Raw genomic sequence first — 12,533 nt, 5'->3', positions numbered from 1 at the left:
GCCCGGCGGCTTCTTGGCGAATATTAAATCTTGGTCTTACAGGCTGGCCGCCGCCAGCTTGGCGCCGAAGCCGACGAACAGCGCGCCCACCGAGCCGCCCAGCGCCGCGCTCAGCCTGCGGCGGCGGCGGAAGGCCTGGGCCAGCCGGTGGCCGGCGACGATCAGCGCGGTCAGGTACAGCGTGCTGCACACTTCCACGATCAGCCCCAGCGCGACGAAGGTCAGCGCCGGATGCGGGTAGGCGGGATCGACGAACTGGACGAAGAAGGACACGAAAAACAGGATGGCCTTCGGATTCATCAGGCTGATCAGCAAGGCCTTGACGAAGGGATTTTCCTCTCCCACCAGCACCGACTTGGCCTCGGCGGCTTCGCCGCGGGCGGCGCGGCGCCAGGCCGTCAGCGCGCCGCGCAGCATATTGAAGCCCAGCCAGGCCAGGTAGCCGCCGCCCAGATACTTGACCACGGCGAACAGCGCCGGATTGGCCTTCAGCAGGCCGGCCGCGCCGGTGGCCGCCAGCGTCATCAGGATGAAGTCGCCGATGATGATGCCGCCGGCGCCGGCAAAGCCGGCGCGAGTGCCGCGCTGCGCCGCCACCGACAGCACATACATGGAGTTGGGCCCCGGCAGCAGCACGATGACGATGGCGCCCAGCAGATAGGTGGTGAGATCGGTAATCCCCAGCATGTCCCCGCTCCCCGCTTAAACGCGTTCCGCCATCGAGGCGATGAAGCGGTCGAACAGATAGGCGACGTCTTCCGGACCCGGACTGGCTTCCGGATGGCCCTGGAAGGAGAAGGCCGGACGGTCGGTCAGCGCGATGCCCTGCACCGTGCCGTCGAACAGCGAGCGATGAGTGACGCGCACATTGGCCGGCAAGCTGGTTTCATCCACCTGGAAACCGTGGTTCTGGCTGGTGATCATCACCCGGCCGCTGTCCAGATCTTGCACCGGGTGGTTGGCGCCGTGGTGGCCGAACTTCATCTTGGACGTCTTGCCGCCGCTGGCCAGGCCCAGCAGTTGATGACCCAGGCAGATGCCGAACACCGGCAGCTTGGCGTCCAGGATGTCGCGAATGGCGGCGATGGCGTAATCACACGGTTCCGGATCGCCGGGACCGTTGGACAGGAACACGCCGTGCGGATTCAGCGCCAGCACATCGGCGGCCGGAGCCTTGGCCGGCACCACGGTCAGCTGACAGCCGCGCTCGGCCAGCATGCGCAGGATGTTGTGCTTGACGCCGAAGTCATAGGCAACCACGTGGAAACGAGTGGACGCCTGCACCTGATAGCCGGCGCCCAGCTTCCACTCGCGCTCGGTCCAGGCGTAAGGCTTGTCGCAGCTGACCACTTGGGCCAGATCCTGGCCGGCCATGGAGCCGAAACCGCGCGCCAGTTCCAGCGCGCGCGCCTCATCGATGTCCCCGGCCATCACGCAGCCGGCCTGGGCCCCCTTCTCGCGCAGGATGCGGGTCAGGCGGCGGGTGTCGATGTCGGCGATGGCGACGACATTGTGTCGCTTCAGATAAGCGGACAAGGAGTCTTCGGCGCGGAAGTTGCTGTGCAGCAGCGGCAGATCGCGAATGATCAGGCCGGATGCAAAAACGGCGCGAGATTCGGTGTCTTCCGAATTCGCGCCGACGTTGCCGATATGGGGATAAGTCAGGGTGACGATCTGTTTGGTATAGGAGGGGTCGGTCAAAATCTCCTGATAGCCGGTGATGGCGGTATTGAAAACCACCTCGCCCACCGTATGTCCGGCGGCCCCGATAGCACTGCCCTTGAACACGGTGCCATCGGCCAAGACAAGGATTGCGGGTACGGTTGACACAAGCTGCTCCTATTGCGTTTGCGGCGGGTAAGGAAAAACCGGCTGCGCCGGTTTTTGTTTGACCCCGTCCGCCGGCCCGGCCGCCTCGCTCGCGCAAGGCCTCCGCCGCGACAGATGGGATCTGTCCCTACCCTAAGTTTTCGAATTGCTTTATGTGAAGAACGGGACTCGATGCCTGGCGCATCAGTCCCGTTTGGTTAAACCTTTCTATAGTACCGCCGTGAAGAAAAAATCACAAGAAAATTCGATGACATGACAAATGAGCGGCGCTCAGACGCCTGGATGGATTTGCCACTGCACGCTGTTCGGCCCGCTCGGCTTGCCCAGCATCAGCATCAGCGGCTTCAAGGCGTCGTATTTTTCCGGCGGGCTGTCGGCGCTGCCGGCCAGCGCGAACGCGGCGCCCGGCTGCCACTGCCCCTGGCCGCTCAGATTCAACGGTCCGTCCAGCGTCGTCACGTTCAAACTCACCCCGGCGCCGGCGCCGTTGACTTCCAATTGATAGGAACCAAACGGCGACAACGGACTCAAGGGCGAGGCCGCGCCCAGCCAGCTGACATGCAGATTGCCGTTCAATTGACCGCCCTTGCGGCTGAACTGCCCGATCTTGACCTGCAGATCCCCGCCAAGGCGCGCCGCCTGCCAGGTCTTGGACAGATTCGCCAGCGCCGCCACCGGCAAGGTCAGGTTGACGCCGTTCACTTCCACGCCGCCCCAGCCCCACTCCAGCTTGCCGTCCTGGCCGTCGCTCTCCAGCAACCAGATCGCCCGTCCCGACAGCAAGGCCTTGGGCTGGAAATGCCAGCCTATCCGGCTCATCGGCAGCACTTCTCCCTTGTCGCCGACATAGACCAACTGCGTCTTGCCCTGCCACACCGTGCCTTGCGCGCCGCTGAACTGCCAGCGCTCGCCGGTGGCGCGCAGCAAGGGCAGCGACAGCAAGCTAGCCGGCAGCGCGGCGATCAGGCCGGCCAGGAACAAGACGCTCAGTAGCGCGCCCATCAGTATCTTCCGTTTCATGCGCCGCCTCCCGCATGGCCGAACAAGGCCTTGATATGCACCTGCCCCGGCATGGGCTGCGCCTCGGTCTGCACGCTGAGCACACGCACCTGGTGCTGAGCCGCCAACACGCCGGCCAGCTTGACCCAGGCATCGAAGGCCAGCACGCCTTCCAGCGCCACGCCGGACTCGCCCTCCGGACTCAGCCGCCAGCCGGCCTCGTTCAATCCCTGGCTTTGCGCCACCTGTCGGATCACCGGCATCAATTCCTTGGCCGGCAAGGCCGCCTGCGCCGGCTGCCGCTTCAGTTGCTCGGCTTCGCGCGCCAGGGACCCCACATAGCTCAGTTCGGCTTGCAAGCGCCCGACAGCGGCGCGGTTGCGCTCCACCGATTTGGCCGCAGGCTCCCACACCGCGGCGTAGAGCAGGCCGACGCCGAGCACCAGCGCCATTGCCGCCAGCAGCCCTTGTTCGCGGCGGCTGCGCTGCCGCCAGTAGACGGCGAATTGTTCACGGTATTGCTTCATTTCAAGGTTCTCGCGACAGGCTGAGTTCTTTGGTGCCCTGTTGGGTGGTGGCCACGTCCAGGCGGATCTGCTGGGCGGCCAATTGGCTGCGCCAGCGCTGCAGCGTGTCCGCCGGCACTTCCGCCACCTGCAGCTTGAGCCGGCCGCTGTCATAGCTGAGCGAACGGGTTTGCAGTTCGCGGCCGCTGAGCGCGGCCAGCGCGCCCATCAGTTCCAAGGCGTCGTCGCGCGCCGGCAGGCCGTGGCTCAGCCGCAATTTGTCCACCGCGCGCGTCATCGCCAACGCGCTGCTGCCCGGCATCGCCTGACCGCCGATCCAGGGCTTGGCGGCGGCGCGGATGTCCGCCGACAAGCTTTGTTTCTGCCAGGCGTACCAGCCGGCCTGGCCCAGGGTCAGCGCCAGCTGCGCCGCCAGCAGGCCACCCAGCGCCAAGCCGCTGCGCCGCAGCGCCGGTCCCCAGTCGCGCCAGCGGCGATTGGCCGCCAAATCGCCGTTGGCGAAGTCAAACGCTTGCTGTGCCTGGCCGCTGCGCCAATCATGGGCGGCCAATAGCCTGGGTTCGCCCTGCCATGCCGGCAGGCGCGCGCCGACCAGGGCGGCGTCGGCGCCGCACACGCTCAGGCTGGCTGGCGGCCACTCCGCCGCCAGCCGAGCGAACAGCAGTTGCTCGGCCAACTCGCCGCAATACGGCAGGCGGATGGCGCGCGCCGCGCTCAGCCGCAACAGCCAGCCGTCGGCGCCGCGCGCCACGCTCCAGCCATCGCGCGCCGGCAGCGGCAGCAGACTTTCCTCCGGCAGGATGCGATCGCACAAGCGCCCGGCGCTCTTGAGCATGGCCACCGCGCGCCGCACCGGGAAGGCTTCCGTCACCGCCACCGCGCGGCGGCCATCCGGCAAGACCGCGCCGACGGCGTAGAGATTGGCGGCCGGATCGTTGATCAGCCCTTCTTCCAGCGCGAAGCCCAGCACCGCCGCCGTCGGCTGCTTGACCGCGTCCGGCAGCCGCGCCTGGGTGAACAGGGTGCGACCGGCCGGCAGGATCAGCTCGCAGCGGTCGGCGCGCGGCCATCCGGCCGGCGCGCCGTCGCCCTGGGCGCTGACTTCGCCACGCGCGCCCAGCAAGGCCCAGGGCAGGCCCGGCTCGCTATCGGGCCAGCCAGCCCGCAAATACAATCTAAGCGTTGTCATTCTGGTTTCCGTTTCCCCTGGCCGGCTGCGGCCGCCCGGCGCCGTCTTGCCGCCACAGCGCCTTCACCACGTTCATATTGCTGTAGATCAGCGCCCGCATGTCCAGGCGCGCGCGTTCCAGCCGCGCCGAGCTGTCCAGCATGAAATAATTCGAGGCCGCCGCGATATCGGTGTCGGCGATGATGCCGGGCGCCGGCAGCCGCGCCTTGAAATCATTGGCGTCCTTGTAATAATTGACCTTGCGCTGGTTGAGCAGCACCAGCAGATTGCCGTCGCCGACCCCCGGCAACAGCGTTTTCATCACCGCCGGCGTGGCGGTGTTGATATTGATCTGACTGACTTCCGCCGGCAGCGCCGCAACATGCGGCAGCAGCTTGTCCAACACCTCCGGGGTATAGCCCGGCACCCAGCGCAGCATTTCCACTCGCAGCAGCGGATGGCCCGGCGCCGCCGCGCCCGGCTCCGGCAGCCGGCTTTCGCCTGCGGGCTGGCTGGCCTCGTCCTGGTCCTTGCCGCCGCGCAACTGCTTGACCAGCGGATCGGACAAACGGGTGGGCAGGCCCAGCGTGGTCAGCAGCCGCTTGTAGAACACCAGCTGCCGCGCATTGGGCTGGCCGTTCTGCACCAGCGAATTCAGATTGAAGCGCCCTTGCAGATCGCTCAACTGCCCGGCCACGGTCACGCCCTGGGCCTCGGTCTGCGGCAGCGGCTGCGCCCACAGCTGGGACAAGGCCACCACGCCGTTGCCGGCCGCGCCGTTGTTGAAGCGCAGGATTTCCATCGCCCAGCCCAGACCGGCGTCGGCCACCAGCCGCAGCTGGGCGCGATTGCGGTCGTTGTCGAGCTGATGCCACCACAGGCCTTGCTGCCACAACACCAGCGAGGCGGCGGTGGTGGCCAGCGCCACGATCAACAAGGCCATGATCACCGCCATGCCTTGTTGCTTCCCGCGCGGCCCCGACTTCATGGCAATGCCCATATCCGTTTCGCCCATTCATTGCCCGGCATGCGGATGCGCATTTCCAGCGCGCGCGGGCTGCGCGAGGGGCTGGCCTCGCGCGGCGGCCAGTTGTCCAGCCAATTGCCGTCGTCCAGCAGCACGCGCCAACGCACCGCGGCATCCTTGCCCAGCAGCGTGTACGCGGTCGGCGCCGCGCCCTGGGCGTCGCCGGCGGCCCAACTGAGCCCTTGCGCGCCGGCGCGGTAGCTGATGCGCTCCTCGCCGCCGGGATAGCGAGCGGAAAAATTCTGCAAGGTCAGCGTCTGGCCGTCGCCGTCGCTTTGCAGCAACAGTTGGCTGCCGCCCAAGCTCGGCCCCTGCCCTTGCGTCGGCGCCGGTACCTGGCCGCTCAGATCGCCTTCCAGCCGCCGGAACGCGCGCGCCGCGTCCACCCATTGCTGGCTGGTCTGCATCAGGCGTTCGCGCGAAATCAGCAAGGAGCCGAAGGCCTTGTAGCCGAGCACCGACAGGATGGCGAGCAAGCTCATCGCCACCAGGATCTCGATCAAGGTCATCCCGTCCTGCCGGCCGCGCATCACGAGCCGCCTCCGGCGTTCATGCGCAGATAACCGGTCATCTCGGCCAGCACGTAACGGCTGTCGCTCTGGGCCAGCACCCGTACCACCACTTTGCGGAAATTGGGGTTCGGAGTCTGGCTGATCACACGCTGCCAACGCCAGCGCGCACCATCGTCTTCCAGCTCTCCCGCCTGCTCGCCCACTTCCGGCCATTCCCGGCGCGCCTGCATCAGCGCGATCATGTTCTGCGCTTCCCAGGCCGCCTGCATCCGGCGCTTCATGCCTTCGCCATTGTCGGCGGCCAAGCCGGTGGCGCGCAGCAGCGCGCCCAAGGCCACGGCGATGATGGCCAGCGCCACCAGTACCTCAAACAGCGTAAACCCGCGCGCGCGTCTCATTGGCCTTCGTCCACCTGGCTGCGTCCCAACGGCGACAGTGTCACCGCCAGCCGGCGAGTGTCGGTCTTGATTTCCAGCGCCAGCGCGTTGGCGCGGCCGTCCTGCCACAGCGGCAGCGGCCGACCCACCGGCCAGGGCTGGCCGTCCAGCAGCAGGGCCCCGCCATGGATGCCTTCCGGCCACAAGCGGTCGGCCAACAGTTCGTCGTTGGCGCCACCCCAGTCGCCGTTGTCGCCGCGACGGCGAAAGCCGTAGCCCTTGGCGTCGGCCACCAACGCCAGCGGATCGCCCATTTCGGCGGCGTCCGCCGCCTGTTCCAGCACCCGTGCCAGCCGATAGGCCTCGTCCGAGGCCTGGCGATGGGTGTCCGGCCGCATGCTCAGCGTCACCGTGGTGGCCAGCACCCCGATGATCAGCATCACCACCATCACTTCTATCAGGGTGAAGCCGCGCTCCGGCACGGAGGAAGTCATCGGCGAGCCAACCTTACTTGACTACGTCCCAGTTGCCGATATCGGCGTCCACGCCCTCGCCGCCCGGCTCGCCGTCGGCGCCGAAGCTCCAGATGTCGATCTCGCCGTGGGTGCCCGGATTCGCGTACTGGTAGGGATTGCCCCACGGGTCCTTGGGCAGGCGCTCCAGATAACCACCCGGTTTCCAGTTTTTCGGTTCCGGCGCCGAGCTCGGTTTCTGCACCAGCGCCTGCAGGCCCTGGTCGCTACTGGGATAGCGGCCGTTGTCCAGGCGGTACAGCTTCAGGGCCTGGCTCAAGGCGCCCAAGTCCTGCTTGGCGGCGACGGCGCGCGCCTCGTCCGGGCGGCTCATCACCTTGGGCACCACCAGTGCCGCCAGCACGCCGAGGATCACGATCACGACCATGATTTCGATCAGGGTGAAGCCGCGTTGGGCCGCTTGGGAAAGGTGTCGCATATCTGCTCCTACTGCCATATGTTCAGGGTTAAAACAGCGAGGGGCCGTCGCCGGACAGCGCCCACACGCCGGACGGGCCGGCATTGGCCGGCTTCAATTGGCCGAGCTTTCTCAGCTCCGCCGCCGCCCAGCTCATATCGTACTGCCAGGTGTAAAACAATTCGGTGCCTTCCAGCTCGCGCTGATGCGCGTGCCAGATATGCTTGGCCACCGTCAGCCGCTCCGCCTTGCCGCCGTGCGCGGCCAACGCTTCCAACACCCATTGCTGCAAAACCGCCTTGTGAGACATTGCCGTGCTTCTTTCCGCAAAAAATCAATGCACCATCTGGTTCATGTCGATGATGGGCATCATGATGGCCAGCACGATCAACAAGACCATGCCGCCCATGAACAGGATCAGCAGCGGCTCCATCAGCGTGGTGAAGGTGGCGAGCTTGCGCTCGACTTCCTGCTCCTGCTGCTGGGCGGCGCGGTCCAGCATATGGGCCAGCGTGCCGCTGGATTCGCCGCTGCCGATCAGATGAATCAGCACCGGCGGGAATTGGCGGGTGGCGTGCAGCGCGCGCGACAACGCCACGCCCTCGCGCACCTTGGCCATCGCCTCGCTGACCGCGTCCTGCATCGGCAGCAGCGTCATCAGCCCGCGCGCCGTTTCCAGCGCGGTCAGCAGCGGCACGCCGCTGCCCACCAGGATGGACAGGGTACTGGCCATGCGCGCGGTGTTGAGCGCGCGCAGCAGCCGGCCGAACACCGGCAGTTTCAGCAGCCGGGCATGGAAGCGCCGCTTCAGCGCCGGCGCGCGCAGAGCGCGCACGGTCAGGAACAGCGCGGCGACGATGCCGACCAGCAGCGCGACGCCCCACTGGCGCAGAAAATCGCTGGCGGCCACCAGCGCCCGGGTCAGGAAGGGCAAGGTCTGCTTGGTCTGGGCGAACACGCTGACCACCTGCGGCACCACATAGCTCATCAGGCCGGCCACCACCAGGATGGCCACCACGGTGACCACCGCCGGATAGGCCATCGCCAGCATCACTTTCTGCTGGGTGTTCTGGCGCTTGTCCAGGTATTCGGCCAAGCGCGCCATCACGGTGTCGAGATGGCCGGACTGTTCGCCGGCCTGCACCAGCGAGCGATACAGCGGGAAAAACACGCCGGGCGCGGCGGCCAGCGCCTGGGCGAAGCTCTTGCCTTCCAGGATGTCGCTGCGCAAGGCTGCCAGCACGGTGCGGCTGCGCGGATGCTCGCACTGCTCGGTCACCGCGGTCAGCGCCTTTTCCAGCGGCAGGCCGGCGTTGAGCAAGGTGGACAGCTGTTCGGTGATCATCACCAGCTCCGCGCGCGGCAGGCCGCGGCGCAAGGCGATGCTGCCGGCGTCGCCGCTCTTGGCGTTGACGCTTTCCACCTCCACCGGCAGCAGGCCGCGCTCACGTAGCTGGCTGCGCGCGGCGCGCGCGGAATCGGCCTCGAGCAGGCCTTTCTGCTCCTTGCCGGCGGGATTGAGCGCGGTGAAACGGAAGGCGGCCATCAGCTTCTCGTCACCCGCATGATTTCTTCCAGCGAGGTCTCGCCGGCCTTGACCCAGCGCAGGCCGTCGTCGCGCAGCGAGCGCATGCCATGGCGGGCGGCGTGATCGCGCATTTTCTGTTCCGAGGCGCGGTCGTGGATCAGGCGCTGCAGCGCATCGTCGACCAGCAGCAGCTCATAGACGCCGTAGCGCCCCTTGTAGCCAGAATGGCCGCAGACCGGGCAGCCCACCGGCCGGTAATGCGGGGTATCCGCCGAACCTTCCAGCGGCACCGGATGTGGCGCCTTGCACTGCGGGCACAACCTGCGCACCAGGCGCTGCGCCATCACCCCCAGCAGGCTGGACGCCAGCAGGAAGGGTTCGACGCCCATGTCCACCAAGCGCGTCACCGCCGAGGCGGCGTCGTTGGTGTGCAGCGTGGCCAGCACCAGGTGACCGGTCAGCGAGGCCTGCACCGCGATCTGCGCGGTTTCCAGGTCGCGGATCTCGCCTATCATCACCACGTCAGGATCCTGACGCAGAATCGCGCGCAGCGCCTTGGCGAAACTCATGTCGATGCGCGGATTGACCTGGGTCTGACCCACGCCGTCCAGGTGATACTCCACCGGGTCTTCCACCGTCATGATATTGGTGTGCTGGGCGTCCAGGCGGGACAGCGCCGCGTACAAGGTGGTGGTCTTGCCCGAGCCGGTGGGGCCGGTGACCAGCAGAATGCCGTGCGGCTGGCGGATCACCTTGTCCACCGCCTGCAGCGTGTCCGCCGCCATGCCCAGCGTGGCCAGGTCGAGACGAGCGTTTTCCTTGTCCAGCAGGCGCAGCACCACGCGCTCGCCATGGCTGGTGGGCAGGGTGGACACCCGCACATCCACTGGGCGGCCGCCCAGGCGCAGCGAGATACGGCCGTCCTGCGGAATGCGTTTTTCCGCGATGTCGAGATTGGCCATGATCTTGATCCGCGACACCATGGCCGCGTGCAAGGCGCGATGCGGGCTGACCACGTCGCGCAGCGAGCCGTCCAGGCGGAAGCGCACCACCGAGCGGTCTTCGAAGGCCTCGATGTGGATGTCGGAGGCGCCGTCGCGCAGCGCCTGGGTCAGCAAGGCGTTGATCATGCGGATGATGGGCGCGTCGCCCTCGCTTTCCAGCAAATCCTCCACCGTCGGCAAGGACTCCACCATCTGGGTCAGGTCCAGGTCCTGGCCGATATCGTCCACCACCTCGGCCGCCGCGCCGTCGCGGTTGGCGTAGTGCTCGGACAGGCGCTTGTCGAACAGCGCCGCTTCCAGCGTCTCGATGCCGGACAAGCCCTGGCCGTGCAGACGCAACACTTCGGCCCAGGCCTCGGGCCGGCAGTCCTCGCGCAGCAGCAGATGGCGGCCGCTCTCCCCGTCCAGCAGGATCACGCCGTTGGCGCGCGCGAACGGAAAGGCCAGCGTCGGCGACAGCTTGGGCTTGTTCATTTCGGCTGCGCCTTCAGGCTCTGCTCCAGCGTGGAGCGGATGCCGCCCTCCGGCAGCGATTTCAGCGCCGAATCCAGGTTCATCTGCAGCTTTTCCTTCTCGACCTTTTGGCCCTCGCCGATGATGTAGTTGTAACGATCGGTGGCGATGGAACGCGCGCCCAGATCATCGCGAATGATGGTGGGCTTGATGAAGATCATCAGATTGGTCTTGTTGCGCTGCTTGTTGCTGTAGCGGAACAAAGCGCCCAGCCACGGGATGTCGCCCAGCAGCGGCACCTTGCTCTCATTGTCGCTCACCGTTTCCTGCAGCAGGCCGCCGATGGCGATGATGCCGCTGTCGTCGACATTGGCGATGGTCTCGATCAGGCGTTTGTTGGTGGTCGGCCCTTGCGGGTTCTTCTCGGTGCCCGGCACGATGGTGGACGCTTCCTGCAGAATCTTCATGCGGATGGAACCGCCTTCGGAAATCTGCGGCGTGATTTCCAGGTTGAAGCCTATGGTCTTGCGGTCATAGGTCTGGAAGGGATTGACCGCGCCGCCGCTGCTGCCGCCGGTATTGCTGTACTGGCCAGTCAGGATGGGCACTTCCTGGCCGATCTGGATTTTGGCCTTCTCATTGTCCATCGCCATCAAGGACGGGCTGGACAGGACATTGCCGCCCACCTCGGTTTCCATCGCCTTGGCCAGCGCACCCATGTTCAGCACGGTGCCGATGCCGGGAATATTGACCGTGCCCTTGACCCAGCCCACGTTCAGGCCACCGGAGCCGGCCAGGGTGCCCAACGGCGTGGCGGCGGTGCCGCCGGCCAGCGCGCCGCCGGACAAGCCGATGATGCCGGGGCCGCTGTTGCCTGGGAAGTTGGTGCCGCCGAACACGCCGGCGCCGTTGCCATTGAGCGCGCCCAGCGCCTGCCATTGCACGCCCAGCTCCATCGCCCGCTGCGCGGCCACCTCCACCACCAGCGCCTCCACCAGCACTTGGGCTCGGCGTTTGTCGAGCAGGTCGATGACATTGCGCAGATTCTGGTACATCGCGTCCGGCACGTTCAGGATTAGCGCGTTATTGGTGGGATCGGCCTGGATCATGGAGCCGCCGCCGCCGCCGGCGCCGCTGCTGCCGCTGGCCGCGCTGTCGCCGCCCACCGGGCTGGCCGCCTGCGCGGCGCTGGACGAAGACGCGGACGAAGCGCTGGAGCCACTGCTCGAGCTGCTCTGGTTCAACAAGCTGGAACTGGAGCCGCCATTGGTCGACACCGCGGTGCGCCCCTGCAGCGGGCCGGCGTCGCCGGTCATCAAGGCGCGCAGCGTCTGCGCCACCTTGCCTGCCTCGGCGTTCTTCAAATAGACCACGCGCACATTGGCGCCGGCCTGACTGGGCTGATCCAGCAGCTTGAGCAGGCTTTTGACCTTGCCTATCTTGCCGGGGGTATCGGCGCGCACCATCAGCACATTGGCGCGCGCGTCGGGAATAATGGTGGTCTTGCCGCCGTCGGCGCCAGCGCCGCTGTCCTGCAGCAGCTTGTTCAGGCTGCCGGCCAACTCCACCGCGGAGCCGAACAACACCGGTATCACCACGGTATCGCCAGCGGCGGCGCTTTCGATCGAATCAATGATGGACTCGATGCGCTGGATATTGTCGGCGTAGTCGGTAACGATCAGCGCATTGGACTGCGGGTAGGCGGCAATGGTGTTGTTGGGCGACACGATGGGCCGGATCACCGGCACCAACTGATTGGCGTTGCCGTATTTGAGCGTGAACACCTTGGTGATCAGGCGGTCGCCGTCGCCGCGTGGAATGCCCTTGCTGGCCTTGGCGTGCAGCTTGGCGTCGGCCTCCGGCACGATCTTGACCACGCCGCCGCCCTCCACCGCGGAAAAGCCCTGCAAGCGCAGCGATGACAACAAGATTTGGTAGGACAGCGCGCGCGGCACCGGCTTGCTGGACACGATGTTGACCGTGCCTTTCACCCGCGGGTCGATGATGAAGTTCTTGCCGGTGATCTCGCCTATCGCCTTGACCACGGTTTCGATGTCGGCGTTGACGAAGTTGAGCATCACCGCGTCATTCTGCGGCGCGGCGGCCAGGACGGCATTGCAACTGTAGACCAGGGCCAGGATGGCGACGAGTTTGTGGACACGCATATATTCAGTCTTC

Annotated in this window: 14 protein-coding genes; all 14 read right to left on the bottom strand. The window is 66.6% G+C overall.

The annotated features are described in order from the left end of the window. Positions 1-36: 36 nt before the first annotated feature. Positions 37-687, bottom strand: coding sequence for a leucine efflux protein LeuE (leuE, locus tag VI26_RS09950; protein ID WP_048409566.1), 651 nt, complete (start codon positions 685-687; stop codon positions 37-39). A 15-nt stretch (positions 688-702) separates the two neighbouring features. Continuing rightward, on the bottom strand, positions 703-1,830 hold the full coding sequence (gene carA, locus VI26_RS09945; RefSeq protein WP_048409565.1) for a glutamine-hydrolyzing carbamoyl-phosphate synthase small subunit: 1,128 nt from the start codon (positions 1,828-1,830) through the stop codon (positions 703-705). Positions 1,831-2,100: 270 nt separating this feature from the next. Next, positions 2,101-2,850 (bottom strand): type II secretion system protein N, encoded by a 750-nt coding sequence (locus VI26_RS09940; RefSeq protein WP_082150996.1) that lies wholly within the window; start codon positions 2,848-2,850, stop codon positions 2,101-2,103. Continuing rightward, positions 2,847-3,356 (bottom strand): type II secretion system protein GspM, encoded by a 510-nt coding sequence (gene gspM, locus VI26_RS23235; RefSeq protein ID WP_053074347.1) that lies wholly within the window; start codon positions 3,354-3,356, stop codon positions 2,847-2,849. The genes VI26_RS09940 and gspM overlap by 4 nt, the downstream gene beginning before the upstream one ends. Position 3,357: 1 nt before the next feature. Next, positions 3,358-4,545 carry a type II secretion system protein GspL gene (gspL, locus tag VI26_RS09930; protein ID WP_082150994.1) on the bottom strand — a complete coding sequence of 396 codons (1,188 nt, stop codon included), beginning with the start codon at positions 4,543-4,545 and terminating at the stop codon, positions 3,358-3,360. Further along, the gene (gene gspK / locus VI26_RS09925; RefSeq protein ID WP_231462433.1) at positions 4,532-5,479 is read right to left on the bottom strand and encodes a type II secretion system minor pseudopilin GspK; all 948 of its coding nucleotides are present in this window, start codon (positions 5,477-5,479) and stop codon (positions 4,532-4,534) included. The genes gspL and gspK overlap by 14 nt, the downstream gene beginning before the upstream one ends. Before the next feature lie 29 nt (positions 5,480-5,508). Further along, on the bottom strand, positions 5,509-6,081 hold the full coding sequence (locus VI26_RS09920; protein WP_048409561.1) for a type II secretion system protein GspJ: 573 nt from the start codon (positions 6,079-6,081) through the stop codon (positions 5,509-5,511). Beyond that, positions 6,081-6,461: a type II secretion system minor pseudopilin GspI gene (gspI, locus tag VI26_RS09915; RefSeq protein WP_048409560.1), complete on the bottom strand. Its 381-nt coding sequence runs from the start codon at positions 6,459-6,461 to the stop codon at positions 6,081-6,083. The genes VI26_RS09920 and gspI overlap by 1 nt, the downstream gene beginning before the upstream one ends. Continuing rightward, the gene (locus VI26_RS09910) at positions 6,458-6,934 is read right to left on the bottom strand and encodes a type II secretion system protein (RefSeq protein WP_048409559.1); all 477 of its coding nucleotides are present in this window, start codon (positions 6,932-6,934) and stop codon (positions 6,458-6,460) included. Before VI26_RS09910 ends, gspI begins: the two co-directional genes overlap by 4 nt. Before the next feature lie 13 nt (positions 6,935-6,947). After that, positions 6,948-7,391, bottom strand: a complete 444-nt coding sequence (gspG, locus tag VI26_RS09905; protein WP_082150993.1) for a type II secretion system major pseudopilin GspG — start codon at positions 7,389-7,391, stop codon at positions 6,948-6,950. Positions 7,392-7,419: 28 nt separating this feature from the next. Continuing rightward, positions 7,420-7,680, bottom strand: coding sequence for a hypothetical protein (locus VI26_RS09900; protein ID WP_048409557.1), 261 nt, complete (start codon positions 7,678-7,680; stop codon positions 7,420-7,422). Between the two features lie 24 nt (positions 7,681-7,704). Further along, the gene (gene gspF, locus VI26_RS09895) at positions 7,705-8,916 is read right to left on the bottom strand and encodes a type II secretion system inner membrane protein GspF (protein WP_048409556.1); all 1,212 of its coding nucleotides are present in this window, start codon (positions 8,914-8,916) and stop codon (positions 7,705-7,707) included. After that, positions 8,916-10,376, bottom strand: a complete 1,461-nt coding sequence (gene gspE, locus VI26_RS09890; protein ID WP_048409555.1) for a type II secretion system ATPase GspE — start codon at positions 10,374-10,376, stop codon at positions 8,916-8,918. Before gspE ends, gspF begins: the two co-directional genes overlap by 1 nt. Further along, positions 10,373-12,520: a type II secretion system secretin GspD gene (gene gspD, locus VI26_RS09885; RefSeq protein ID WP_048409554.1), complete on the bottom strand. Its 2,148-nt coding sequence runs from the start codon at positions 12,518-12,520 to the stop codon at positions 10,373-10,375. Before gspD ends, gspE begins: the two co-directional genes overlap by 4 nt. Positions 12,521-12,533 lie beyond the last annotated feature (13 nt).

Origin of the sequence: Chromobacterium sp. LK1 (assembly GCF_001043555.1) — a bacterium.
GTDB lineage: Bacteria > Pseudomonadota > Gammaproteobacteria > Burkholderiales > Chromobacteriaceae > Chromobacterium > Chromobacterium aquaticum.
The sequence above is the reverse complement of the archived record's forward strand: the minus strand, read 5'-3'. Positions and strand labels throughout refer to the sequence as shown.